This window comes from Oceanisphaera sp. (assembly GCF_052084945.1).
Taxonomy (GTDB): domain Bacteria; phylum Pseudomonadota; class Gammaproteobacteria; order Enterobacterales; family Aeromonadaceae; genus Oceanimonas.
On record NZ_JBQDEX010000021.1, the window covers coordinates 1,458 to 26,898 of the forward strand.

21 protein-coding genes are annotated in these 25,441 nt (G+C 46.3%); 19 read left to right on the forward strand and 2 right to left on the reverse strand.

Annotated elements, in window-relative coordinates; all coding sequences use genetic code 11:
- The 12 genes from ACTHY5_RS03395 to recQ form a co-directional block, all read left to right on the forward strand.
- Window positions 1-626, forward strand: a 626-nt coding sequence (locus ACTHY5_RS03395; RefSeq protein WP_441876377.1) for an SrfA family protein, incomplete at its 5' end; no start/stop codon positions are given.
- Window positions 627-630: 4 nt separating this feature from the next.
- Window positions 631-3,696, forward strand: a complete 3,066-nt coding sequence (locus tag ACTHY5_RS03400; protein WP_441876380.1) for a virulence factor SrfB — start codon at window positions 631-633, stop codon at window positions 3,694-3,696.
- The gene (locus ACTHY5_RS03405; RefSeq protein WP_441876383.1) at window positions 3,693-6,407 is read left to right on the forward strand and encodes a putative virulence factor; all 2,715 of its coding nucleotides are present in this window, start codon (window positions 3,693-3,695) and stop codon (window positions 6,405-6,407) included. The genes ACTHY5_RS03400 and ACTHY5_RS03405 overlap by 4 nt, the downstream gene beginning before the upstream one ends.
- Window positions 6,404-7,429: a hypothetical protein gene (locus ACTHY5_RS03410; RefSeq protein WP_441876386.1), complete on the forward strand. Its 1,026-nt coding sequence runs from the start codon at window positions 6,404-6,406 to the stop codon at window positions 7,427-7,429. The genes ACTHY5_RS03405 and ACTHY5_RS03410 overlap by 4 nt, the downstream gene beginning before the upstream one ends.
- Window positions 7,429-9,456 carry a vWA domain-containing protein gene (locus ACTHY5_RS03415; protein WP_441876389.1) on the forward strand — a complete coding sequence of 676 codons (2,028 nt, stop codon included), beginning with the start codon at window positions 7,429-7,431 and terminating at the stop codon, window positions 9,454-9,456. The genes ACTHY5_RS03410 and ACTHY5_RS03415 overlap by 1 nt, the downstream gene beginning before the upstream one ends.
- A 6-nt stretch (window positions 9,457-9,462) precedes the next feature.
- On the forward strand, window positions 9,463-10,161 hold the full coding sequence (locus tag ACTHY5_RS03420) for an ABC transporter ATP-binding protein (RefSeq protein WP_441876392.1): 699 nt from the start codon (window positions 9,463-9,465) through the stop codon (window positions 10,159-10,161).
- Window positions 10,145-11,368: an ABC transporter permease gene (locus ACTHY5_RS03425; protein WP_441876395.1), complete on the forward strand. Its 1,224-nt coding sequence runs from the start codon at window positions 10,145-10,147 to the stop codon at window positions 11,366-11,368. Before ACTHY5_RS03420 ends, ACTHY5_RS03425 begins: the two co-directional genes overlap by 17 nt.
- Window positions 11,358-12,911: an SUMF1/EgtB/PvdO family nonheme iron enzyme gene (locus ACTHY5_RS03430; protein WP_441876398.1), complete on the forward strand. Its 1,554-nt coding sequence runs from the start codon at window positions 11,358-11,360 to the stop codon at window positions 12,909-12,911. Before ACTHY5_RS03425 ends, ACTHY5_RS03430 begins: the two co-directional genes overlap by 11 nt.
- Window positions 12,912-12,941: 30 nt before the next feature.
- Window positions 12,942-13,667 (forward strand): hypothetical protein, encoded by a 726-nt coding sequence (locus tag ACTHY5_RS03435; protein WP_441876401.1) that lies wholly within the window; start codon window positions 12,942-12,944, stop codon window positions 13,665-13,667.
- A gap of 8 nt (window positions 13,668-13,675) precedes the next feature.
- Window positions 13,676-14,191: a hypothetical protein gene (locus tag ACTHY5_RS03440; protein ID WP_441876404.1), complete on the forward strand. Its 516-nt coding sequence runs from the start codon at window positions 13,676-13,678 to the stop codon at window positions 14,189-14,191.
- A 249-nt stretch (window positions 14,192-14,440) separates the two neighbouring features.
- Window positions 14,441-15,706: a VWA domain-containing protein gene (locus ACTHY5_RS03445; protein ID WP_441876407.1), complete on the forward strand. Its 1,266-nt coding sequence runs from the start codon at window positions 14,441-14,443 to the stop codon at window positions 15,704-15,706.
- Between the two features lie 165 nt (window positions 15,707-15,871).
- A complete protein-coding gene (gene recQ, locus ACTHY5_RS03450; protein WP_441876409.1) occupies window positions 15,872-17,701 on the forward strand; it encodes a DNA helicase RecQ in 1,830 nt (609 codons plus the stop codon).
- Between the two features lie 75 nt (window positions 17,702-17,776).
- On the opposite strand, the gene ACTHY5_RS03455 is transcribed toward recQ, so the two are convergent.
- Entirely contained in the window at window positions 17,777-18,076 is a 300-nt protein-coding gene (locus ACTHY5_RS03455) for a c-type cytochrome (protein ID WP_441876412.1), read from the reverse strand.
- 183 nt (window positions 18,077-18,259) lie between these two features.
- Here ACTHY5_RS03455 and ACTHY5_RS03460 point away from each other — a divergent pair, with 183 nt between their 5' ends.
- The 5 genes from ACTHY5_RS03460 to ACTHY5_RS03480 all read left to right on the forward strand — a co-directional run bounded on the left by ACTHY5_RS03460 (window position 18,260) and on the right by ACTHY5_RS03480 (window position 22,136).
- Window positions 18,260-19,693: a protein adenylyltransferase SelO gene (locus ACTHY5_RS03460; RefSeq protein ID WP_441876415.1), complete on the forward strand. Its 1,434-nt coding sequence runs from the start codon at window positions 18,260-18,262 to the stop codon at window positions 19,691-19,693.
- Between the two features lie 30 nt (window positions 19,694-19,723).
- Window positions 19,724-20,056 carry a DUF3392 domain-containing protein gene (locus ACTHY5_RS03465; protein ID WP_441876434.1) on the forward strand — a complete coding sequence of 111 codons (333 nt, stop codon included), beginning with the start codon at window positions 19,724-19,726 and terminating at the stop codon, window positions 20,054-20,056.
- A gap of 56 nt (window positions 20,057-20,112) precedes the next feature.
- Entirely contained in the window at window positions 20,113-20,400 is a 288-nt protein-coding gene (locus ACTHY5_RS03470; protein WP_441876417.1) for a DUF3630 family protein, read from the forward strand.
- A 37-nt stretch (window positions 20,401-20,437) separates the two neighbouring features.
- Window positions 20,438-21,337: an EamA family transporter gene (locus ACTHY5_RS03475; protein ID WP_441876420.1), complete on the forward strand. Its 900-nt coding sequence runs from the start codon at window positions 20,438-20,440 to the stop codon at window positions 21,335-21,337.
- Window positions 21,338-21,473: 136 nt separating this feature from the next.
- Window positions 21,474-22,136 carry a 7-cyano-7-deazaguanine/7-aminomethyl-7-deazaguanine transporter gene (locus ACTHY5_RS03480; protein WP_441876423.1) on the forward strand — a complete coding sequence of 221 codons (663 nt, stop codon included), beginning with the start codon at window positions 21,474-21,476 and terminating at the stop codon, window positions 22,134-22,136.
- Here the strand turns inward: ACTHY5_RS03480 and csiR are convergent.
- Window positions 22,133-22,825, reverse strand: coding sequence for a DNA-binding transcriptional regulator CsiR (gene csiR / locus ACTHY5_RS03485; RefSeq protein ID WP_441876426.1), 693 nt, complete (start codon window positions 22,823-22,825; stop codon window positions 22,133-22,135). The two genes, ACTHY5_RS03480 and csiR, sit on opposite strands and share 4 nt — an antisense overlap.
- Window positions 22,826-22,993: 168 nt before the next feature.
- Here csiR and glaH point away from each other — a divergent pair, with 168 nt between their 5' ends.
- Together glaH and lhgO are read left to right on the forward strand one after the other, a co-directional pair.
- Window positions 22,994-23,962, forward strand: a complete 969-nt coding sequence (gene glaH, locus ACTHY5_RS03490; protein WP_441876429.1) for a glutarate dioxygenase GlaH — start codon at window positions 22,994-22,996, stop codon at window positions 23,960-23,962.
- A gap of 110 nt (window positions 23,963-24,072) precedes the next feature.
- Window positions 24,073-25,284 (forward strand): L-2-hydroxyglutarate oxidase, encoded by a 1,212-nt coding sequence (lhgO, locus tag ACTHY5_RS03495; RefSeq protein WP_441876432.1) that lies wholly within the window; start codon window positions 24,073-24,075, stop codon window positions 25,282-25,284.
- Window positions 25,285-25,441: the final 157 nt, after the last annotated feature.

Here is a 25,441-nt window from a genome sequence, read left to right on the forward strand (position 1 = left end):
ATATGCCGTCAATGGACATGCCTAATGAGAAGGGCTCTACTGGGGAAGAGCCTGCTTCAGCTGTAGACTCCGACAATAGCAATGGACGGGCGGAGCCTGAGAGTGAGCCGGCTACAACGGCGTCGAGCTTATCTGATGAGTCGACCGCGCCAGAGTTAGAGCCAGCGGTTGAACCAGCAGCGTTGCCAGCGGAGCAACCGGGTGAGCCAGAACTTCCCGCTACTGATACGCCAGAGCCTGAGAGTCTACGTATTCCACCTCAAGCCGACACTAATAGTTCAGTTGATTTTTTGAACGGTCATTGGAAAGCCAAAGGAGGGATTCAAGATCAACGAACCGGAAAGCCATTGCGCTTAGAGTATCAATTTAACGATGGTAAAGGTGATGTCACTGTGCGCCGTAGCGATGGTGTAAGCTGCACTGGGCCAGTATCAGCTGGTATAGATAATGGTAATTTGGCGATCAACAGTCAAGGCCAAGCGAAATGTAGCGATGGTGGTGTTTACGATATGCCCGCTGTTAATTGTAAACCAGATGCACTAAGTATGGCCGACTGCACCGGCAGATACGGTAATGAAACCTTTCCTATGACTATGCGTAATGCAGACGAGCAAGGCGGAGCTTAATTAAATGTTGGCTGAGATAACAGAATTTGAAGAAACGGTTGCACTGGTTAGTGATACAGGCATTCAGTTTATGGACTTTGCGCTGAAATTTGATGAGCGCAAAGAGGCGGCAGGTGAATTTGTTTTTATTAGCAGTGAAAGGAAACTGCTTACCCGATTGCTTAATAATGATGAGCAAGATTATTTATTTTATCCGTCAAGTTCAGGCTCGATACAGAAGGTCAATTCTGAGTTTGATATTAGCATGAAAGCCAGCCTCGACTTGCTTGATGGTGTGTGGGTGCCATGCCCAGTGTTTCGCTTTAAACCTCCGCATCATTTTGATCAAGGTCCTGGAAATTGGGCTCGTATGCGGTTACTTAAATTGCAAGAGCCTGATGTCGATGGTAATACTCATCGGTTAACACTCGCCTTTGATACACGCATAATGTCACATGCTGGCACCAACTATTTAGCTCCTAATAGTGAAGACGTTAGCGCGGGAGTTAGTTTTCGTATGGCTTGCCATACTTGGGAAATGAGTTGGTTTTTAGATCAAGAGTGGGTAAATGCTTGGCTCAGAGAAGTATTTACTGAAGCTAATGCTGATCGTTTACGAGAAGACGTAGATGAAGAACTGGACGAGCTACATTACCAAGCCCACTATTTAAATTTATTAAGTTTGTTTAGCCGCCCGTTGCCCGAACAGCAAACCAAGAAAGAGCCTAAAGCCGAAATTCCAGATATTCGTATGGTTGCTAATGAGGCTACCGGCCTGATTAAACCAATCCCGGTTGATTTGGTACTGGATGTTGGTAACTCACGTACCTGTGGCATTCTAATTGAAAATCATGGGCAGGCCGGATCAGGCATGCGCCAAAACTATGTGCTGCAATTACGAGATCTCCTTACCCCTGAGCAAGTATATCAAGACCCGTTTGAAAGCCGCATTGAATTTTCTCAGGCTAATTTTGGCAAAGACCATCACTCAGTAAAAAGCGGTCGGCACAATGCATTTCAATGGCCAACAATTGCTCGGGTAGGTAAAGAGGCCGGTCGTTTAGCCAGTCTGCGCCGTGGAACCGAAGGGTCCACCGGTTTATCTAGCCCCAAGCGTTATTTATGGGACGAGCAGTCCTATGGCCATGGCTGGCGCTTTAATAATAGTTATATAAAAACAGACTCTGAACCTTACGCAACGGCCGCACCATTCTCGTTTATGATCAATGATATTGGCGAGGCACTATATGCTCTTGAGGAAGACGACCGGATGCCGGTGTTTACGCCGCTGTATTCTCGTAGTTCGCTAATGACTTTTATGTTGGCTGAAGTATTGACCCAAGCGCTATGCCAAATTAATAGCCCAGCTCAACGTTCTCGTCAGGGGCATGCTCGCACGCCTCGTCAGTTGAACAGCATTATACTGACAGTGCCTCCGGGGATGCCGTTAGCGGAGCGCAGCATCTTAAATGAGCGCTTAAAACAGGCTATTGGCTTGGTTTGGAAAAGTATGGGGTGGCATGCGAGCGATGAAGACCCATGGAGTGCAGAAACTAATGAGTTGCGTATTCCTATGCCTAAGGTGCGAGTGGAATGGGATGAGGCTTCTTGTGGCCAACTGGTCTACCTTTATAATGAAATTAACCGTAACTTTGCCGGTCACCCAGAAGCTTTATTTGCTACTTTAGCTCGGCCAGATAAAGTCGACCGCGAGCGAATTACGCTGGCCACCATCGATATTGGCGGCGGCACAACCGATTTAGTCGTCACCGATTACAGCTTAGATCGTAATGGTGGGGGCTCGGTTGGCAGTAATGCCTATATACGCCCAGAGCAAAGCTTTCGCGATGGCTTTAAAATTGCCGGTGACGATATAGTGTTGGATGTTATTCAGCATTATGTGTTGCCTGGTTTCACTCGAGCATTAGCTGCGGCGGGAGTTGAGGCTCCGGATGCCTTAATGTCACGCCTGTGCGGAGGGGAAAGCTTAGATGCCCGAGATCAGGTGTTACGTCAACAGCTTAACTTGCAAGTATTTACTCCCTTGGCGTTAGCTATTCTTAAAGAGTATGAGCAGTTTGTACCTGAGCAGCCCCAAGAGCTGTTTCAATATACCTATAAAGCACTCTTGGGTGATGATGCGGTAAGCGATGGGGTACTAGAATATGTAAATAGCGCTATTCGTCGCACCGCTGGGGCGAGTGTTGAGTTTAACTTACTTGATATCACCATCAGCCTAAACTTGGTGCAGCTACACCAAGACTTTTTGAGTGATAAGTTTAATATCACTAAAACGCTGGCAGCCTTGTGTGAGGTGGTGGCTTATTACCCTTGCGATATGTTACTGCTTACCGGTCGTCCTTCACGCTTACCTGGCGTGCAGGCATATATTCGACAACTATTACCTGTGCCTACAGACCGTATCTTACCGTTGCAAGGTTACCGTACTGGGGGCTGGTACCCTTTCCATAAAAATGGCTTGATTGATGATCCTAAGAGTACGGCAGCGGTAGGAGCCATGCTGTGTTTATTGTGTGCAAATCACAGCATTTCTAACTTTCATTTTGTGGCTTCGGCATTAAAACCTTATTCGACCATTAAACATATTGGCATTCTCGACCAAGAAAATGCCATTGGTAGTGATGACGTTTTGTATCGCGATATCACCATCGAAGATAATAAAATTAAACTGCCTGAAGATGAAAACGAAGCAACACCAGAGTTAGAAATGCGCGGCTTTATGCGTATCGGCTTTCGCCAACTTGCCTCGCCTCGTTGGGCTGCCTCACCGTTATACACCTTAGACTTTACTCGTATAGGTAAAGAGATGTTCGCCAAGTTGACTCGCGATAGCGGCCCTGTGCCACTGAGTGTTCAATTTAAGGTCGCCGAACCACCTAGAAAACCATCCAGCGATTCAGACTTAATTAGTGACCGCCTAGAAATAGCCAGGGTCAGCATAGGTGTGGGTGACAATAAGCAGGATTTTAGCAATAAAAATCTTATTTTGTCGCTGAACACCATGCTGGATGCAGACGGTTTGGGTGACAGTAAATATTGGCTTGACAGTGGAAGCGTGAAAAGAACATGAGTGATTTAACTTTACAACAGCAGCAGTTGATGACCGACTGGCAAAATTTATATCAAGACGCCGATCAGGTGTTGGATTGGGTAGCTGATGCGCGCAAGAATGCGCCAAAGCTTGATACCGAAGCTCGTGGCATAAACCTTAGGTTACACCGTGCCCGTAATCTGGCACGAGATCTTGGTCGTGTGGCAGGTACCCCCATGACCATGGGTTTCTTTGGTCTCTCTCAGGCAGGCAAGTCCTACTTAATTTCTGCTCTGGCGGCGGGGAAAAACGGTGAATTAGAAACCCAGTATGGTGACAAAACACTAGATTTTATTGAGCATATCAACCCCGTGGGTGGCGGCAAAGAAGCCACTGGCCTAGTGACGCGCTTTAGTCGAACGGCCAAGTCGGGACCGGCAGCGTTTCCGATAGACCTGAAGCTGTTTAGCGAAATTGAGTTGGCTAAAATATTGGCCAACTCGTGGTTTAACGACTTTAATCGTGAAAAAGTAGAATACGAATTAAATGAAGATCGCGTTTCGCAAGCACTACAGCGTTACGAGTCACAAGCCAGTAAAGAGCCGCAGCCGGGAGTAACCGCCGACGATGTAGTGTCGTTGTGGGATTACTTGAATGACAGTTTTTCTAAGTCGATAAGTAAGTTAGAACTACATTATTGGCCGGAAGTGTTAAAGCTAGCGCCACGGTTGAATTGCCAACAAAGAGCCGGCTTGTTCTCTATTTTATGGGGCGAGCAAACAGAGTTAACCACCATTTATAGTGAGTTGGCTGCGACCCTGCAGCGCTTGCAAGGGGCTACTAAGGTTTTTGCGCCATTGAGCGCCTTAGTCACACCGGCTGATCATGGCTATAGCCAGCACGACAGCATTATGAACGTGGATATGCTGGAGCGTTTGGGAAGCTCGCGTGATCTTTCTATTGAAGTTTGCCCTGTGATAGAGGGTGAACCAAGTGCCCCTGTGAACATTTCACTGGCGCAGTTGGCGACCTTAACGGCCGAGTTAACTTTTCCTCTTGTGAACCCTACGCGTGACCCGCAGGTAGAAAAAGTGGACTTACTCGACTTCCCTGGTTATCGCGGTCGGTTAAGTATTTGCTCGGTGAGCGAAGCGGGGAACCAGTCTAGCGAAGGGGGTAATCCTGTCTCTCAATTGTTATTGCGCGGTAAGGTCGCCTATTTATTTGAGCGTTACACTGACAGTCAAGAGATGAACAGTCTAGTGGTCTGTACTAGTTCGGCTAAGCAAAGTGATGTGAATGATGTAGGGCCAGTATTAACGCGGTGGATTGAGAAAACGCAAGGTAAAGATGCACAAGAGCGAGGCCAGCGGGCCCCTGGTTTAATCTGGGCGCTTACAATGTGCGATATGGCTATCAGTAATGCGCTCAATCGCAATGAGGGTCAGCTTAAAGAGGGATGGGATGGACTGATCAAAATGACGATGCAAGAGCGTTTTGGTCAATATGAATGGATGCAAAATTGGTCGGGGGGAAAGCCGTTCAATAATACTTTCTTGGTACGAAAGCCGCGCATGGATGTGCCTTTTATTGAACTGTGCCCAGATACAGAACAAGAGCTTAATATTGTTGAACGCTATCAAGAAAAGCTTGCGCTGATGGAAAGTACCTTTGCCAGCACCGAGTCGGTCAAGCTGCATGTCGGTGAACCAGCTCAAGCTTGGCAGGCAATGCTGGCGCTTGATCATGGTGGTATTCAGCATATTAGCCAATATTTGGGTAAAGTTGCGAATATCGACTTTAAATTACAGCGCATCCAAGAGCAGCTAACGTCTAGCCGTGCCCAAATCTCTCAAAGTTTAGAACATTGGCATGAAGGTGACAGAAACGATGCTGAGCTGAAACAGCAGCAGCAGGCTCAAGCACTCTTAAAAGCGTTAGGTAATAAAACTCGAGCTTTGGGTGAAATATTGCGCCATTTGCAGCTTGAAGATGAGCCGATACGCGATCTTTATTTAACCGGTGATTTTAACGACACAGAAGACGATCTTGAGCCAGATGAGCTTGAAATGAAGCCTGCGGCTAGCCTCTATGCCGAAGATACAGGTTTTGATTTTGATAATATGTTTGCCGATCCGTCGGATGCACCTGTTAAGGAAAGCTCGTCAATCAGTAATGTGGATCTACAGACGCACGAGCATCGCTTTGCTCAGGCGGTATTTAAAGAGTGGGTTCATCACCTACAAAATTTAAGCCGCCGGCAAAACTTGCTTAATCTGCTGGGTGTAGAAAGTAAGATAATGGACATGTTGGTCGAGGAGCTTATTAGTTCAGCTTATCGGCATGAAATCCCCGCCCGTCTCACACAAGCGGCATTAGCACGAGCCCAAAGTGGAGCTCGTCGCGAGCAATTAGCACAAGGGCAAGTGCTTTCTGCACAATTAGTGTTAGGTGACTTTATTGCTTGGCAGGGTCAGTTAGAGCAGCCGATTGCATTACGCAAGACCCAGTTGATGGGTGAGAAAGCTCCTTTATATTCTACAGGCCCTAGTGTTGAAATAGGTCAGCTACCTGAGTTGCCAGTGCAACCTTTGGATCAAGCTCGTCTCTTTATGCTTGATTGGTTATCGGCCCTTTATTACAACACCATAGATAATGCCGGGCACAGTGCCGGACGGGGTATTTCTGCTGAACAAAACATGTTGCTTGGAGAAATATTGGCCCGCTTTAAGGATGAGAAAACTCAATGAGTATAAATGTACAATTGCAACCACAAAACCCAGTGGTACCGGGGCAAGCGCGACTGATCATTAAAAAGTGGGAAGGAGATCGTGAGGGACTAGAGTTTAGTATTCAGCGTAATCAAGACCGCTATTACCTGCAACAGAATCAAGACTGGGGCACTAATGCCGTATGGTTTCCTGTTACGCTAAACGAAGATGAAAATGGTCATCTTGAAGGGCTAATAGGTGGCGATATTTTAGACCCAATATTAGAAAGCAGTGGCACGTCCAGTTATCAGCTGCATCTACAACAAGGGCCAGGTAGTGAAAGTGACCGAGGCATGGTGCGCTTATCTGATGGATTATTATCATCAGCTGCGGGGGGAGTGACGGAGTCGACTCGTGAAACCGGCAATATTACACAGCCTAAAGTGATAACGCCTGTTGTATCAGAACCTGCGGCTAAGCCGCCTGTTGATGTGGTTGCAACACCAGAGCCGGTAGATGAATTGCCACCGTCGCCAACGCCTGAACCTTCGCCTACACCTCAGCCGTCGTCGAACCCTGCTCCCGTGGCGAAAAAACGCATAAATCCATTATTCATTATATTGCCAATTATTGCGTTATTGGCGATAGCTGCTGGTGCCGCCTGGTTGTTACTGAAACCAAGTATTGGTGGGTCTATGGGAGCTGAGAAAGCGGATGAGACCTCTTGCTCTAGTGCAGGATTAGACAGTCAAAGCGAATTAAATTTTGTACAAAATTGTATTCAGCAAGACCTGAGTAGTGAGCAAATGCTGGCGGTTATTGCCGATGCTAAAGCCCAAGAGAAGTGTGGCGTAGCACAGCGCTTATATGCGAATCGTGCACAAAGTGGCGATGCGGTTATTGCCCTAGCTTATGCACAAGAGTATGACTCCAAGTTTCATCAACCCAATGTGTGCTTTAGTGAGTCTGATGACGCTACAGCTAGTTATTGGTATGAAACGGTTTTGGGTGTAGAACCAGAGAATGCCTTGGCACAGCAGCGTTTAGGAGAACTTGAGTAATGAGATGCATAACTAAGTCTTTAACGGCTGCCGCATTACTAGTTGTCGGCAGCACCAGCTCGCTGGCCTTTGCCACCGACAAGCCCCTGCTACAGGAAGGGAAAAAAACATTATATCAGCGGGTGCTAACTTCACCTGGCTGTGAGTTAACGGCTCAAGCAGGCCAGAGTGGCGGTGAAGTTCAACCAACCTTTAGCCGCTTTTATGTCTATGAACGTAGTCAGGCGCCGGATCGTGAGTGGCTTAAAGTAGGGCCAGATAGTCTTGGTAATACCGTAGGTTGGTTGCCGGCTAACTGTACAGTTGAGTGGAAAATGCAGCTCACACTGGCGTTTACTAACCCTGCAAATCGCGACCGTTTGTTATTTTTTAAAGAGCGTTCAACCTTAGAAGATATCTTGGATGCGCCTGATCCGGTCAGCAAGGTAATACCGTTACGCAGCCAACTGAAAAAAAATAGCGAAGCACAGGGGGTTTTAGCGCAAGAACCAGAGTTTTTTGTTGATCTAAAAGAGCAATTTTATTTACTGCCTGTGTTGAGTGGTGAAGAAATAATGACTGAAGAGGGCTTTCGCACTCGGTTATTAAATATAGCTTCAGTGACTAAAGATGGCGATACCACCTTATCTCAGGCCAGTGACGATAACCATATAGAGTCATTAGGCCATCAAGATGCCGATATAGCCGATAAGCTTAAAGCTTTTAGTGCCGCTGTTGTCTTTGTTATCGACTCTACTATTACTATGGACCCTTATATAGATCGTACCCGTGAAGCGATTGGCCGCGTCTATGAAAAGGTAGAAGATGAGGGGTTGCTAGATCAAGTAAAGTTTGGCTTAGTCGCTTATCGCTCAAGTATTAAGGCGCGCCCAGGTGTTGAGTATGTAAGTAAAATGTATGCCAACCCCAATCAGGTAAAAGACGGTGACGACTTCTTAAATAAAGTTGCTGACCTTAAACAAGCGACTGTCTCGACTGTGTCGTGGGACGAAGATCCATACTCAGGAATAATGCAGGCCGTTGACGATGTCGATTGGAGTGAGTTTGGTGCCCGTTATATCGTCCTTATTACCGATTCAGGCGCCATTGAAGGCGATAGCGAACATTCAGGTACAGGACTAAGTGCTGAACAAGTTAGAATGGAAGCAGCCAATCCAGGCGTCGCTATTTATACTCTGCACTTAAAAACCCCAGAGGGTAAACATAACCATGCCTCCGCAGAGGCTCAGTATCGCAACCTGTCCAATTACGGCGCAACTAATACCTCTTTGTATTACCCAGTAAATGCGGGAGATGTTGAAGAGTATGGAAAAAAAGTAGATTCATTAGCCGATATTATCACCCAGCAAGTACAGTCAGTGTACCGAGGGGATAACGCCATTGGCAGCGCAGAAAACTCTCAGATAGTTAAAGATGCTGACGCAAAACAGCAACAGCAGCAAGATGTCGAACAGCAAAAAATGCTGGATGACGCCGCTCTTATTGGCCATGCCATGCAACTGGCCTACTTAGGGAGTAAAACGGGCGCAAAAGCCCCACCGGTATTTCAGGCCTGGATTAGTGATCGCGATTTAATTAAGCAAAATGTGCCTACTACTGATGTGCGCGTACTGCTGACCAAAGCACAGCTAAGTGACCTGAGTGATATCATGCAGCAGATAGTGCAAGCCGCTAATGCGGGCCTTATTTCGCCATCAGAGATGTTTAACCAGCTACGCTCAGTGGCTGCCACTATGGGCGCTGACCCTAACCAGCTGCAGCAAAGTGATAATACTAAGCTCGCTGAGTTGGGCGTGATGGGGGAGTATTTAGAAGACCTACCTTATCACAGCGATGTTCTTAACCTAGACGAAGAAACCTGGAAGAGCTGGAATGGCTTAGACCAAGAAAAGTTCATCCGTAACCTCAGCATTAAGCTACGCCATTATCAGCGTTATAACGCTGATGTAGATCGTTGGGTATCCTTGGCACCAGATAGTGACGCGCGTGATGATGTCTATCCGGTTCCGTTAGAAATGATGCCGTGAGGCCTTATGCTACAAATACAGGGATTGTCCGTACATCGGGGCGAAGGCGAGCAACAGCATAAGGTTAAATTGCCTAAGTTACGGCTGCAGCCTGGGCAAGTGTTAGCCATTACCGGTCATAGTGGCTGTGGTAAAAGTACGCTATTAGAGTGCATAGGTTTGTTATTGCGCCCCGACAGTGTGGCTCAATATCGTTTAGGTAGAGCGCAGCGAGATATTACCTCGCTGTTAGCTGCCCATACTGATGATGAGTTAGCAGCCATACGGGCGCGGCATTTAGGTTTTATGCTACAAAGTGGTGGCTTGCTGCCATTTTTAACCGTTGCAGAGAATATACAACTGCCACGCCGCTTGTTAGGGCTCACTGAACAATCAGAACGAGTCACTCACGCTCTGGACTGCTTAAATGTGAGCCATTTAGTGGGTAAGCGCCCTCAAGCCTTATCCATTGGAGAGCGACAGCGTATCGCGTTTATACGGGCTATTGCGCATGAGCCAGATATCATTTTAGCGGATGAGCCTACTGCATCATTAGATCCTCACAGCGCTCATACCGTGTTTGAATTGTTTTTATCGTTAGTGAACGAATTACAAATGGGCGCGCTTGTGGTCTCTCATGATTGGGGCTTATTACAGGATTTTTCATTGCCGCGTATGGTGGCCACCTATCGGCAAGGAGAGACCCAATTTGATCTTGAATCTTGAACAATTTCAGCTGCTGGCGCGACTTGCACTGCAAGACCTCTGGCATGATCGTAAGGTTTCGTTATGTATTACAGCCTCTTTGGTGGCAGTGATTGCACCTTTGTTGTTGTTATTTGGGCTTAAACATGGCGTGGTTGGGCAATTGCAGGATGAATTACTGCAAGACCCCGCTAACCTACAAGTTCGTATGCTGAGCAGCGGCCATTACACCGATGAATGGTTAGAGACGCTAGGTGCACGTTCAGAAGTCGGTTTTGCTATCGGTCAGACGCGTTCGCTTAATACCCAAGCTGACTTAATTGTGGATCGTAGCCATTTTATTGAGAATGCCGAAGTATTATCCACGGCAGCTCAAGACCCTCTACTAAATACACAACTTAGTGCTTTACAAGCGCAGGATGTGATTTTAAGTGCTAGTGCAGCGAGACGGCTAAGTGTAGATGCAGGAGATAGCATTCGTCTTAGGGTTGCTCGGCGTTTAGATGGAGTGAATGAGCGTGGTGAGCTCACTTTAACTGTGGTGGCTGTGCTGGAGGCGGCCCAGTTTGGGCGCCCAGCGGTGTTTGTTGCAGTGCCTTTATTGCTGGATTTAGAATGGTTTCGTGATGGGTTTCGCCTACCCAAATTTGGAGTCGACTCGGGAACTGAGCTTAACGATCGCACTGCCGTATATGCTCGCGCTCGCATTTATGCGAGTAATGTTGACCAAGTAGCGTCTTTAGAGCAGTGGCTTAACAGTCAAAATATTGAAACCAGCAGTCGTTTACGAGAAATCGATAATGTAAAAGCGATTAACCGAGTATTAGGGCTTATTTTTGGCATAGTCGCACTCACTGCACTTATTGGTTGTATTGCCTCACTTGTGGGCGCTTTTTTAGCCAATATTGATCGAAAACATAAAGATTTAGCGGTATTACGTTTATTAGGATTCACCCGTTCAGGCATCGCTTGGTATGTAGTATTGCAGGCGATATTTATTAGCCTAATCGCCTATATCGGCGGTATGGCGCTGTATTGGGTGGGCAGTGAGTTATTTAATGCTACTTTAAATACCAGTGAAAAAACTGGGCAGTTTGCCTGTGAAATCACCTTACTACATGGTTTAGTTGCGTTAGCGCTGTCTATTATAGTAGCAGTGCTGGTCTCCCTTATTGGAGCGGTACGTGCCGTGAGTATTCAACCTGCGGAGAGTTTGCGTGAATTATAATAAGTTTGGTGCTCTGGCTTTTACCTTGGCGTTAACTGCTGGTGTTAGTCTACCTACACTAGCAGCTTGGGATGAAAAGTATTATAACCCCAAGCCATTAGCAGACGATGTGATCTTACCTATGCCCTGTGAGGGCGCAATGGCGTTTCGCAAAGTCTATGTTTTGAATGCAGACCCATTGGCTGATTCTCGCATTATACTGGGACAAGATGGCGGCGAGTTGGCTCACATCCAGCATAGTCGCCCTGTTTTTATTTCTGGCAGCTTCTCTGAAAACGAGGATAAAGAGTCTCGTTATTACTTGTTAGCTAAATATGAAATGACTCAGTTGCAGTATCAAGCGTTAATGGAAGAGAATTGTCCTAAACCTTCTAATAAGTTGCGCTTGCCAGCTGTTTCTCACAGTTGGTTAGAAGCCATGCAAGCGGCTAATCAATATAACCTCTGGTTGCATAAGCATGCAGACGACATTGTGCCAAACACGGATGGTTATCTGGGTTTTTTACGACTGCCTACCGAAACTGAGTGGGAGTTTGCTGCACGTGGAGGGTTAGACGTGGCTACCTCTGAATTTCGAAGTGATCGCTACCCTATGGCCGAAGGGGTAAATGCTTACGAGTGGTTTACAGGCCCTCAATCAGCTAACGGTAGACTGCAGTTGGCAGGCTTACTAAAGCCTAACCCTTTAGGGTTACACGATATATTGGGTAATGCCGACGAAATGATATTTGAATCTTTTCGCTTAAATAAATTAGATCGTTTACATGGTCAAGCGGGGGGATATGTAGTGCGTGGCAGCAACTACTTGAAAGGACAGGATCAATTGAACTCGGCTTTACGTACCGAACATTTTTATTATAACAACGGTAAGCAAACCCGGAGCAAAACAACCGGTATGCGCTTTGCGTTAGTTTCTCCGATTTTAACCACTCGTAAGAAAATAGCAGAGATTAAAGAGAGCTGGAATAAGTTGGGGAAAAGCGACACCGTAATGGAAGAGAAAGGAGCGGTGGAAGAGTTAGAAGAGTTGGCATCTGGGGTTGAAGATATCGCGTTAAAAGCCAAACTCAATAAGCTTGAGAATCAGCTGCGTGCCAGTAATCAAAAAGAGAAAGAAGCGCAAGATCTAGCAATTCGTGCCAGCCTTAACTTAGGCGCTTTTTTATGTACCAAAATGCTTGATGATGGTCGTTACCTTGATTTTTTGCAGCATAACTATGTGCTTAATTGTGAAGACACTGATGAACCAGGCTCTAGTTGCGATAAGCGTAAAGCCAAACTGGGTGAACAAGAAGGTCGACTACATAAGCTAAGTCGCTATTACGCGAGTAGTTTAGTGGAGTCGGCTTCTTTATATGGTGAAAAAGCGATTACAGCGCAGGTTCCGGTAATGCAAGAACTGGTTAGCCGTAATCCCCAGTTAACAGAGTTAGCGCCTTATTTAGCTGCACACTGGGAAAACCAACAGCAATATTTAAAAAAGCAAAAAATAGATACTAATAAATGGTTAACTACCTGTAAAAATGTGATTAACGAGCACTAATTTATATTAATAATAAATAAGGGATAAAAAATGAATCTGAATACTTTATTTTCTCGCCAAATACTGGCAAGTGTACTTATTGCAGGAAGTGTGCTGCTGAGTGGTTGTGCAAACACTGGCAGTTCGTCGTTAAACGGTAATGTTGATACTCGCTTAACGTCAGGCAATGAGGCTGAGTTTTTTAGTAAATCTGGCTTACAAGCGTGTGCAGCGGCTGCCAGTGTTGGGGTAGTGGGTTGTATGTTGTCTAACTCTGGTAATAAAGCAAGATGTGCGATTATTGCCGGTATTTCTGCATGTGGTGTTGCGATTGGTGCTAACTACTATCTAGATCAGCGTCGAGTACAATATGCGAATACCAGTGAACGCTTGCACCTGATGACTCAAGATGTAAAACAAGATAGCGCTAAAATAGTAGCTCGCACAGCAACAGTAAGCCAAGTCATTGCTGATGATAAAGCGTTGTTAGCAAAAGTTGAGCGTGATATGAAAAATAAGGCTATCGATCAGGCTAAAGTGCAAAAAGAAATTGCTAAAGTAGATAGTAATATTAATTATATGCGTGGAGAGTTAGCCAATATGCGTAAAAAAGTGACCGAGTATGAAGACGTGGCTAAACTTGAGCGCAGTTCTGGTGCTGGAAATGAAGTGGCAGCAGTAGAAATAGAAATAGCTCAAATGAACGCTAAGGTAAATAACTTACAACAAGAAGTTGATGGTCTTTATAATCAACGTTCAGCCATTACTTTAGGTTAATTTATATTATGTCTATTTTAAAACACACGACACTTATCGTTGGCGCATTATTAGTGTTAAGTGGCTGTGCCACCGCACCAGGAGAGTGTCAGGCATGGGATGACGACGCAAGTTTGATAACGAAAATGCGTTGTGATGCGCTTGCTAAAGATAAAACCGGTTACGGTGGGGAAGTCCGTGCGAAAGAGCAAGAGCTACATAATGCTCAGCTCGAAAAGGAATTGCTTGAGCAAGTCTACCAAGACATTTTAGTGCAACAAGCTGACACTAAGCTCACTTTGAATGAGCAACATCGACAGCAGCAACAGCTTGATAAATCGCTAGGCCGCTTATTACAGAAACTTAAAGGGCGTCATGGTGATAAGTCGTCGGTGCAGCAACAAATTAGTGAGCTAGAAAGTGAAATGGCTGCACTAAACAGTCAAGACTTAGGAAATGACCCTGCCGCCATTGCTCAAAAGAAAGCGGAGTTAGAAAACCTACGGAAAAAAGTGAGTCGCTTACAGATGAGCTTGGGTTACTAACTAGGTCGTCCGCATGAACAGATCCTGCATATAATTGTTGGGTGTTTTAAGCCTATCGAATAGTGGCTAATTGCTTGTGTAGTCATTGGCCACTATTCAAAAGTGTGCTCTACATGCGTTTATGTGTTTCCCTAATATTATTTATCGTAAAGGTATGGTTTTAACAAAGTAACCTAGTTCACTTTTTGCTAAATGTATCTTTATAACAATTTGTATCTTTATAATAATTTATATAATGAGCGACTGACAATGCAACGAGTGGTTATAGAGAACTACCCCTACTATGCGGCGCTAAAAGCCTTAGATGCTAAAGTTGCATTGATTGTTAAACACTTTCCACCAAGTGTGGCAAGTCTGTATGCGCTGCCAAAAGCTGGGGACGGTGATGTTTTAGAGTGGTGGAGCCCCTTAGGTGGTCAGCCCATTTTGTATGCAGACCTCGATGAACAACAGCAAGAGTTATTGCTGAAAAAGTATAGCCAACGTCAACAGTCATTGCAGTTGCTGATCGATGAATTAAACAAACGTGGCAGAGCTGAGCAGGCAAACACCTTACAGAGCCTGCTTGGTGAACCAAACTTAGCTAATTTATACAGTATTAATCAAGATCCTGTCATTGTGCGCTGGGGGCCGCCGCCACCGCCGCCACCGCCGCCACCGCCACCGCCACCAACACCAAAACCAGAGCCGGCTGTAATTAAACCGTCTGTCGTTTCTCCGCGCATTGTGACTAAAGTTTATGGGCGCCCTCGCTGGTTGTGGCCTCTGCTGCTGTTGTTACTGTTGGGCTTACTACTGGGCTGGCTAGTCTATTGGTGGCTCAATCATTCTAATATAGACAGTTATGCGTGTAGTCCTGAAGGCACTTCGCCTCCTGAATTTGTGACTATTTTTGATACATCGGCTTCTATGTGGATGAACTTGCAAACGAGCCCTGATGATGAAAACTGGTATTTTAAAACGGGTAAAAAAATTCCCGGTGGTAATGAGCGAACTCGTAAAATATTGGCGTCGCCCACGCGCATAGTAACAGCGAAAAAGGCACTGACCGACATGGTGAATAACCTGCACGCTGATATAGATGTGCGGTTAATTTCTTTTGATAGTTGTGGCTATCAACCCGATCACGGTGTGTTTAATGCCAAGCAACGGCCTGCACTGTTGCAGCGTATACATGGGTTAAAGTTAGGGACAGGCACTCCCCTAGCCGCGAGTTTGGCTTATGCTGCTAGTAAGGTGGATGGGCGCAATAATGATGCGGTCATTTTTATGTTTATTGATGGTCAGGAAGGGTGTGGTGGTAATGTATGTGAAGTGGCAGAAACCATTGCTCGTGAACAGCCCAGACTAAAAGTGAATGTGCTAGATATTGGTAATGCTATACCATCAAGCTGTATTGCTAAGGCAACAGGAGGGCGCATTTATGACACTACGGATATTCAAAAGATATCAACAATGTTAGCGAAAGCGACCCAAGAAGTATCTGGTAGCGCTAAATGTAAGGCTATTTTTTAGCTTGTAAGATCTATTTAAAGCGGGCGTGCACTTTATTTAAAAAGCGCACTTTATTATTGGCAGCCTTGTTTCATAAAGATGACGGTGTTTCATCTAACACGGTAAACTTCATTGTTAGCGCTCTCTGCACTACAATAAGGGTCCGCTTTTATCTTGCAGGCTGACATGACTTCCTTAATCGAACAGGCTGATCCCGCCCCCATTCCCGACACGCCGTTGGCGGTGTTGCAGCAGGTCTTTGGCTATCAGAGCTTTCGTGATGGCCAGCAAGAGATCATCGACTCAGCCATTGCAGGGCGCGATGCCTTGGTGATTAAGCCTACCGGTGGCGGTAAGTCGATCTGTTATCAAATTCCTGCTTTATTGCGGCCTGGGCTAACCATAGTGGTATCACCTTTGATCTCTCTCATGAAAGATCAGGTTGATACTTTGGTGGCCAATGGCGTGGCAGCGGTGTATATCAATAGCTCCTTGAGTCGCGAAGTTATGCATCGTCACTTTACTGCCATGCGCCGGGGTGAAGTAAAATTGGTGTATGTGTCGCCAGAGCGCTTGTTACAGCATGAGTTTATGGAGCGCCTTGGTGAACTTGAATTGGGCTTATTTGCCATAGACGAAGCGCATTGTATTTCGCAGTGGGGTCATGACTTTCGTCCTGAATATGCCTTGCTGGGTCGTTTAAAACAGTGGTTTCCCCATATTCCGGTAATGGCACTTACCGCCACTGCCGATGAAGCCACGCAGCAAGATATGCTGAGTCGGTTAAATCTCACCGATCCGCTTATTCATATCGCCAGCTTCGACCGCCCCAATATTCGCTATACTTTGGTGGAAAAATTTAAGGGCGCCGATCAGCTGCTGCGCTATGTTTCTGAGCAGCAAGGCCTGTGCGGTATTGTCTATTGCTCTAGTCGTAAACGCGTTGAAGAAATGGCTGAGCGGTTAATCGCGCGTGGCCATAAAGCGGCCAGTTATCATGCGGGCTTGCCACTTGAGGTTCGTCAATCGGTACAAGAGCGTTTTATTCGTGACGATCTTGATATTGTGGTGGCCACGGTGGCCTTTGGCATGGGCATAGATAAACCTAACGTGCGTTATGTCGTGCACTTTGATATTCCCAAAAACATTGAATCATATTATCAAGAAACTGGCCGAGGGGGTCGTGACGGACTGCCCGCAGAAGCGCTACTCTTATATGATCCCGGCGATGTAGGTCGTGTAAGACGGCTATTAGAAAAAAGTGAAAATGCCCAGCAAGTACAGGTTGAGTTATACAAATTAAACGTGATGGCGGCGTTTGCTGAATCGTTAACTTGTCGGCGTCAGGTATTATTGAACTACTTTGGTGAGTATCAACGAGAGCCTTGTGGAAACTGTGATATTTGCCTGGATCCACCGACTCGTTACAACGGCACTCAAGATGCCCAAAAAGCCTTGTCTTGCGTGTATCGCGTTGGTCAAAATTTTGGTGTGATTTATGTCGTGGAAGTATTGCGCGGGGCTGATACGCAACGTATTCGCGAATACGGCCACGATAAGATCTCAACCTATGGCATTGGTAAAGATAAAAGCCAAGAACACTGGGTGAGTGTGATCCGCCAGCTCATTCATTCAGGCCTACTCAGCCAAAATATTACCCGCAATATGGTGTTACAACTGACTGAAGCGGCACGGCCAGTGCTGCGCGGTGAGGTTGTCATCGAGCTCGCAGAGCCAAGATTAGTGGTGCGAGTTAAGTCTAAAGATAAAGGGGAAGCGGCATTATCGCGTCCCGAAGACAAAGCGCTATTTCAACAACTGCGCCAGTTACGTAAACAGTTAGCCGATGAAGCCGACGTGCCGCCTTACGTGGTATTTAGTGACGCTACCCTTACCGAGCTGGCGCGTTATCGGCCGAAAACCGAAGCCGAATTACTTAGGATTAATGGCATTGGCGCCACTAAGCTGGCGCGCTACGGTCGTGCCTTTATCGCCTTATTGCGCCAACAAGACTAGAAGAAAAAGCGATTAGCTTTTAGCTGTTAGAAAAAGCAATATACTCAGCTTATTGCTAACGGCGGGCAGCGGCTGTTAAAGGTTGGCGTAATAAGCGGCTAAATCGGCGATATCATCGTCTGATAGGGGCCTGGCCATAGGGGCCATAATGGCATTGTTGCGCTCACCGTCACGAAAATGCTGCAACTGACTCACCAAATAACCTTCCTTTTGACCGGCCAAGTTGGGATAAATATCCATAGAAGATATGCCCTCAGCACCATGACAGGCCGCACATACTGCTGACTTTGCTTTGCCGGCATCTGGGTTGCCATCAGCAACTGCAGGGGCGCTCAGTAGGGCCAAAGCCGTGAGGGCAGTGATTCGTTTTTTCATGACAACTCCGTTATTATTTTTCTCATTATATTATTTTTGCATGATGTGGCACTGTGGCTAAAGTAAGATAAAAGCGACTATGTAGACTGTATTGCTTTATTCGCCATCGTTATGCAAGGTGTAACAGTATAAAATAAGTAAATAGTAAAATTAAACAACGTCTCACCTTAAGAGGACAGAAACATGCGCATGGATAACCAATACGCCCAGTTTGATTGGGCTGGCAGTTTAGTTACCCCAGCGCCGTTACGCTCGCCTAGGTTACTGTTATTAAATAAAGACTTAGCCGATGAACTTGGCATGGCACTGCCAGAAGCACACTGGCGAGACATGACCAGTGGACAGCAGTTAATAGCGGGTATGCAGCCGTTTGCCCAAGTGTATGCGGGCCACCAATTTGGTGGTTTTAGCCCACAGCTAGGGGATGGGCGTGCCATGTTGTTGGGCGAGGTGATTGCACCTAATGGCCAGCGTTGGGACTTACACCTTAAAGGCGGTGGCAAAACCCCTTACTCACGCTTTGGTGATGGTCGAGCGGTGCTGCGCTCTTCGCTGCGCGAGTATTTAGCATCAGAAGCCATGCATCATTTAGGTATTGCGACTACGCGGGCGCTGGCGTTAGTCGGTAGCCAAGAGCCTGTGTATCGTGAGCAAGTTGAATCTGGGGCGGGCTTGTTGCGCGCGGCACATAGTCACCTGCGTTTTGGCCACTTTGAGTTCTTTTATTACAGTGGTCAGCCAGAGCGTATTCCTACCTTGCTCAACTATTTAATAAAGACCCAGTGGCCAGACTTAACAACAGATGCAACAGGTTATGCCGCCTTATTTTCGCGGGTGATTGAAAAAACCGCGACCTTAATTGCCCAGTGGCAGTTGGTGGGCTTTTGTCATGGGGTGCTTAATACCGACAATATGTCGATGTTGGGCCTCACGCTTGATTATGGCCCCTACGGATTTTTAGATGCCTATGACCCTGATCATATCTGTAATCACTCGGATCACACCGGCCGTTATGCTTACGATCAACAACCGGCGGTGGGCTATTGGAACTTGCAGCGTTTGGCGCAGGCTTTGTCAGGCGTAATTGAAATGGATGCGTTGCAGCAGGCTCTGGGTGGCTACGAGCAACAATTAATGATGGCCTATTCAGAAGGCATGCGCCAGAAGCTGGGGTTACTGCAATGGCAAGATGACGATCCGGCGTTGTTTCGCGATATGTTTGCGTTAATGAAGGCGCAACAAGTGGATTACAGCTGTTGGTTCCGTCGCTTGGCAAAGCTAACTCCCTCAGAAGAGGTACCGGCTGAGTTGTTAACGCTATTAAGTGATGCGGATGCGTGGGCTCAGTGGTTGGTGCGTTATCAGGCTCGATTAGCACAAGAGAATCGCTCCCAAGCCGATAAAGAAGCACAAATGAATGCGGTTAACCCTAAGTATATTTTGCGTAATCATTTGGCACAGCAAGCGATAGACCAAGCAGAGCAGGGCGATATGGCTGAAGCGGATACTTTATTAAGGTTGCTGGCGAACCCATTTGACGAGCAGCCAGAATTTAATGCCTACGCCATGCCCGCTCCCGATTGGGCCAGCGATTTAGACATTTCGTGTAGTTCTTAAGCGTCTACTTAATATGGGATTAGCGCATTGATGGATTTATTAAGCTCGTTACTTAGCGAGTGGGGTGGCTTACTGCGCCCTTATATCAGAGAGATAGCCCTCGCTATGGTGACCACCTGCCTGGTGATATTTGGTGATGATATAAACCGCATCGTTAGGCGACAGGTGAGCCATTTGCACTTTATATTGCGTACTGGCGTTTTTATTCTTTTGTGTGCGGTTGGCTACGGGGCGTTAACCGTATTTTTAACGCCTGTTGTAGCCAAGCAACTCGTCCTACTCAGTAATACTTGGCTACTCTGGGCCTGTTGCGGCTTCTTTATTATATTGGGCGTATTAGCGCAGAGAAAACGCCAGCTATAAGTAGTCGGCAATGGCAAATAATGATGTTCAGCATCAGGCTATTTATGAGAGAAATAATGACCACCACTATGTTAACAACGGCCCAGCCGCTCACCTTTAATAACTTTGCGCCATGGGCTGAGCGTTTGCTTACCGAGTTAGACCTTGAGCTTATCGAGCGTGAACAAGGGGCTGATTATCACCAATGGCTGCTGCGCTTTGAAGGTTGTCAGTTGTTCTTGTGCTTTCAGCATTATGCCGATTGTGCTTGGCTGCAACCCGTCAGCAGCATAGACCAAGAGGTGGCTGATTGGCTAACCCAGCAATGGAATCAGTCTGCGGCAGCGGTCAGACATCAGCCGTAAATGGTCTGTTATCAGTCACTAAACAGGACGCCTGATTATGGCCCCTAGAGATATATTATTAGCCTTAGTGGTTATTGGCGTGTGGGGCATGAACTTTGTGGTGATCCGTGTGGGTCTAGATGAAGTGCCGCCCATGTTGCTGGGAGCCCTGCGTTTTACGTTGGTGGCTTTTCCTGCGGTGCTATTTGTGAAGCGGCCTGCTATTCCTTGGCGCTGGTTAATCGCCTATGGTGGCACCATCTCTTTAGGTCAGTTTGCCTTGCTGTTTTACGCCATGGCTAATGGTATGCCTGCGGGGCTTGCGTCACTGGTGCTACAGTCTCAAGCTTTTTTTAGCCTGTTGTTTGCGGCCTTGTTTTTAGGTGAGCAGATTAAACCTGTGCATCTGATGGGTTTACTCGTGGCGGCAAGTGGATTGGCGATTATAGGTTACGGTGGTGACGGCACCACGACCATGCTGGGGTTAGGATTAACGCTGGCCGCCTCAGCTATGTGGGCGCTGGGCAATATAGTGACCAAAAAAATAGGTCGAGTGAACCTCATTGGTCTTATTGTGTGGGGAAATTTGGTGCCGCCTTTACCTTTTCTAGCCTTGTCACTGTGGCTGGAGGGGCCGACACAAATAACAGCGGCTTTGCGCCATATTAGTAGTAATAGCCTGTTGGCCCTGGTGTATTTAGCCTTTGTGGCCACCTTGCTGGGATACGGACTTTGGAGCCGGTTATTACAACACTACCCCACTAGCATGGTAGCGCCATTTTCGCTGTTAGTGCCCGTGGTCGGATTAAGTTCAGCTGTGTGGTTGCTAGATGAACAACTGGCTGTAATACAGTGGGGAGGCGCTGTGCTGGTAATGCTGGGGCTGGGGGTGAATGTCTTTGGTTTACGATTATGGAGTTTACTTTCAAGTGAAGACAAGCGCGCAAGGAAAGAGTAGTATAGCCGCGCAAACATTCCAGAGTGGGTTAAACGAATACCGTTGTTAATGCCGTGCGGCTGGTTATACTAATGCCTAGCTACCAAGCGCCACTTCCGGAATGGGTTCCCTAACCCCATATTAAAAAAGGTAACACATGGTTATTTCACCTCAGCAGTACAATACCGCCTTATTTAGGCTGTCTTTATTTCACGTCGCTATTATTGCTGCCAGTAACTATCTGGTACAGCTACCCTTTACGCTCTTTGGTTTTCATACCACTTGGGGCGCGCTCAGTTTCCCTTTTATCTATTTAGCTACCGATCTTACGGTGCGTATTTTTGGTGCGCCCATGGCACGGCGTATTATCCTTTTAGTGATGCTACCCGCGCTGGCGAGCTCCTATGTGCTATCGGTGTTATTTTTTGAAGCCAAATACCAAGGTCTGGCAGCCTTATCCGAATTTAACTTATTTGTGGCGCGTATCGCGCTGGCAAGCTTTATGGCCTATGTATTAGGGCAGATCATGGATGTGTCGGTGTTTAACCGACTGCGCCAAATTAAAGCTTGGTGGGTGGCACCAACTTGCTCCACTATATTCGGTAATCTGGTGGATACCTTGGTCTTTTTTGGACTTGCCTTTTACCGCTCCCCCGATGCCTTTATGGCCGAACACTGGGTAGAAATTGCGATGGTTGATTACGGCGTTAAACTAATGTTTAGTCTCGCTTTATTTGTGCCTGCCTATGGCTTGCTGTTGAAATATTTAAGCAGCAAATTTATTGGTGAACAGGGCGTGCGCGTACAAAGCAGTCATTAGCGAACACCCTGTTCGTCTAATACTTGGCTAATAATGGGCACGGGCCCCATCAGGTGCTCACGCATCATGTTACTAGCACCACAGTCTCGTGCCAGTAGAGCATTAAACAAGACTAGATGTTCTTGCTGTTTTTCTTGTAATGCCTGTTGGCTAAATACAGTTTGTTTAAGCCAAAGGTAGCGATAGCGAGCAGCCTGATCCATTAAGGTTTGGCGCACCACTAACAGTTGTGGAGACTGACAACCGTCGGCCACCGCCTGGTGAAAAGCTTGATGACGTAAATCCCACTGCGTTAGTTGATCTTCCACCGTTTTAATATGATTAACCTTACTTAGTGCGTGATGCGCCGCTACCACTCTTGACTCCCATAAGTCATCGCCTCGGGCCATGGCTAATTCAACGATTAACCCTTCTAACTGGGCGCGAGCGTCATAAATATCTTTCAACTCAGCAATAGACATGCTGCTAACACGAAAGCCCCGCTGGCTTTCTGTGGTAACTAAGCGTTCAGATACCAGCTGCGATAATGCTTCTCTTAATGGACTTACGCCTAAGCCATAGCGTGTTTTTAGAGTGCTCATCAGTAGTTTCTCGTGGGGGCGAAAATGGCTCTGAATAATGTCTTTTTTTAACTGCTGATAAGCCGCACGAGCGAGGTTTTCTCGTGGCATATTGGACTGGTTCGTCATTGTCTTCGGGTTCCTAGAGCATACTGTTATTAGATTATAACGAAATTGTAACTTAGATCATAAAACTAGGAAATAAGATTGACACAAATCAATAATGTCGACATTATTGGCTAACAACGACTTTTCAAGATATTTGACCCACACACTAGAAAGAACAAGGAAGCTATCATGTCTAATGTTGCTACTGCCGATTTTGCTCATAACCAATACCAAGGCTTTACCTTAGCGCCGTCTACTTATTCTCAACGTTTGTTAGAGCTTCGCTTTGACGAGCAAACGGTACAGGCTTTTTTAGATGCCACCGCCGAATGGCCTGTTCAAGCGCTAGAATATAAGTCTTTTTTACGCTTTAAAGTGGCGCAGCTGCTGAATGATTTATGTGGACATGCCTTGCAGCCACTATTGATTAAAACTTTGGCAAATCGCGATACCGGCGGCTTGATAATTACGCCTGAAGGGTTAAATCAGGTAGAGCAAGCAGAAGACATGGTAAAGTTTACTACTGCTGTTGCCCATTTGTTTGGTCGCTCTAATTTTGATGCTATGAGCGGTCAATACTATGCGCGATTTGTGGTTAAAAATGACGACAATTCAGATAGTTACTTACGCCAAGCTCACCGGGTGATGGAGTTACATAACGATGGCACCTTCGTTGAGCAAGATACTGATTATGTGTTGATGCTAAAAATTGATGAGCAGAATATGGAAGGGGGTAACTCTTTGCTACTGCACTTAGATGACTGGGAGCATTTGGCTGCATTCTATAGCGATCCTATGGCGCATCGCGTTATGCGCTGGGGCGCACCGCCAAGCAAAAACACCCAAAAAGATGTGTATCATGCAGTGTTTGATACTGATGTGAGTGGCCAGCCTATTATGTCTTATATTGATCAGTTTGTGCAGCCAAAAGACTTTGATGAAGGTGTGTGGTTAGCTGGCCTTTCTGAAGCGATAGAAACTAGCGAACAACGATTATCAGTACCGGTAGCGCCAGGTTCTTTTTTGCTGATCAATAACCATTTTTGGTTGCATGGTCGTGATAAGTTTATTGCTCATGATGGCCTGCGCCGTGAGTTAATGCGCCAACGTGGCTATTTTACCCATACAAAAACCTTGAGAGAGCCAAATCAAGGATAAGCACTTTGACAGGATGGCGGCTGCGGCGGCACTCTTAACACTAATAATGGCATCTTATTTCGCCGGGGCAGGTCCCCGGCATTTGCCTCTTTTACGAAGGTGACCCAACTGTGTTTGACTTCATCATTATCGGCGGCGGTATCGTCGGCATGTCCACCGCGTGGCAGCTTAAAAAAACTTATCCCGATCATAAAATATTACTGCTAGAAAAAGAGTCTGGTCCAGCTCAGCACCAAACAGGGCATAACAGTGGCGTAATACATGCTGGAGTGTATTACACCCCAGGTAGCTTAAAAGCTAAATTCTGCTTAGAGGGGAATATTGCCACTAAAGAGTTCTGCCGCGAGCATCACATCCCCTTTGACGAATGTGGCAAGTTGCTAGTGGCAACGAATGATCAAGAAATGGCACACATGCAAGCGCTTTGGGATCGTAGTGAAGCCAACGGCTTAGAACGCTACTGGCTCAATGCCGAACAATTAAAAGAGCGTGAACCGAATATTACCGGCGTTGGTGGTATTTTTGTGCCGGCTAGTGGCATCGTTAACTATCAGCAAGTAACAGAGGCGATGGCGAAGGAGTTTATGCGACTTGGCGGTGAAATTCGTTATAGCGCTGAAGTGATTGGGCTTAAAGAAGAATCGACACAGGTAGTAGTTAAAACGCATCAAGGTGATATTCAGGGTAAGTATCTTATTTCTTGTTCTGGGCTGATGGCTGATAGAGTGGTGCGTATGTTGGGCATTGAGCCTGAATTTAAAATTTGTCCGTTTCGTGGTGAATATTACCTACTTAAACCTGAGCATAACCAGATTGTGAATCATCTTATTTATCCGATCCCTGACCCTAATATGCCCTTTTTAGGTGTTCACCTCACTCGTATGATTGATGGTACTGTTACTGTTGGGCCCAATGCGGTATTGGCATTTAAACGTGAAGGCTATAATAAACGGGATATTTCGCTGCGCGATACACTAGAGATGTTCACCTATCCTGGCATTTTAAAAGTGTTAATGAAAAACTTAAAGCCTGGCTTAATAGAGATGAAAAATTCTCTTAATAAAAGCGGTTATCTCGACTTGGTACGCAAGTATTGCCCTAGCTTAGAGCTTAATGACTTAACGCCATACCCTGCAGGTATTCGTGCTCAGGCAGTATCGAAAGACGGTAACTTGGTGGATGACTTTTTATTTGTTAATACCCAGCGCACCATTAATGTGTGTAACGCGCCTTCACCTGCTGCTACCTCTGCCATTCCCATTGGCGGCTATATTGTAGAAAAGGTAAAGCAGCAAGTAGAACAAGGCTCAGTCGTTGCCTAACTACCCAAACCATGGCGGGGAGCTCTCCTCGCCATATTCGTATTTCAATAAGCTGTGCACCTTACGTTAAAGATAAACGTTATTTGTGTGTCTTACCGTTTATTATACCAATCGGATTAAGTAAGTGGTCAGCTTTATCTTCTGTAGATGCCGAAAA

Bases quoted from the DNA above. Each gene is read 5' to 3' on its own strand.
- ACTHY5_RS03405 (WP_441876383.1), top strand. From the start codon at position 3,693: ATGAGTGATTTAACTTTACAACAGCAGCAGTTGATGACCGACTGGCAA.
- ACTHY5_RS03400 (WP_441876380.1), top strand. From the start codon at position 631: ATGTTGGCTGAGATAACAGAATTTGAAGAAACGGTTGCACTGGTTAGT.
- ACTHY5_RS03455 (WP_441876412.1), bottom strand. From the start codon at position 18,076: ATGAAAAAACGAATCACTGCCCTCACGGCTTTGGCCCTACTGAGCGCC.
- ACTHY5_RS03420 (WP_441876392.1), top strand. From the start codon at position 9,463: ATGCTACAAATACAGGGATTGTCCGTACATCGGGGCGAAGGCGAGCAA.
- ACTHY5_RS03410 (WP_441876386.1), top strand. From the start codon at position 6,404: ATGAGTATAAATGTACAATTGCAACCACAAAACCCAGTGGTACCGGGG.
- ACTHY5_RS03415 (WP_441876389.1), top strand. From the start codon at position 7,429: ATGAGATGCATAACTAAGTCTTTAACGGCTGCCGCATTACTAGTTGTC.
- ACTHY5_RS03480 (WP_441876423.1), top strand. From the start codon at position 21,474: ATGGTTATTTCACCTCAGCAGTACAATACCGCCTTATTTAGGCTGTCT.
- ACTHY5_RS03445 (WP_441876407.1), top strand. From the start codon at position 14,441: ATGCAACGAGTGGTTATAGAGAACTACCCCTACTATGCGGCGCTAAAA.
- recQ (WP_441876409.1), top strand. From the start codon at position 15,872: ATGACTTCCTTAATCGAACAGGCTGATCCCGCCCCCATTCCCGACACG.
- glaH (WP_441876429.1), top strand. From the start codon at position 22,994: ATGTCTAATGTTGCTACTGCCGATTTTGCTCATAACCAATACCAAGGC.
- ACTHY5_RS03465 (WP_441876434.1), top strand. From the start codon at position 19,724: ATGGATTTATTAAGCTCGTTACTTAGCGAGTGGGGTGGCTTACTGCGC.
- ACTHY5_RS03475 (WP_441876420.1), top strand. From the start codon at position 20,438: ATGGCCCCTAGAGATATATTATTAGCCTTAGTGGTTATTGGCGTGTGG.
- ACTHY5_RS03470 (WP_441876417.1), top strand. From the start codon at position 20,113: ATGACCACCACTATGTTAACAACGGCCCAGCCGCTCACCTTTAATAAC.
- ACTHY5_RS03440 (WP_441876404.1), top strand. From the start codon at position 13,676: ATGTCTATTTTAAAACACACGACACTTATCGTTGGCGCATTATTAGTG.
- ACTHY5_RS03435 (WP_441876401.1), top strand. From the start codon at position 12,942: ATGAATCTGAATACTTTATTTTCTCGCCAAATACTGGCAAGTGTACTT.
- csiR (WP_441876426.1), bottom strand. From the start codon at position 22,825: ATGACGAACCAGTCCAATATGCCACGAGAAAACCTCGCTCGTGCGGCT.
- ACTHY5_RS03460 (WP_441876415.1), top strand. From the start codon at position 18,260: ATGCGCATGGATAACCAATACGCCCAGTTTGATTGGGCTGGCAGTTTA.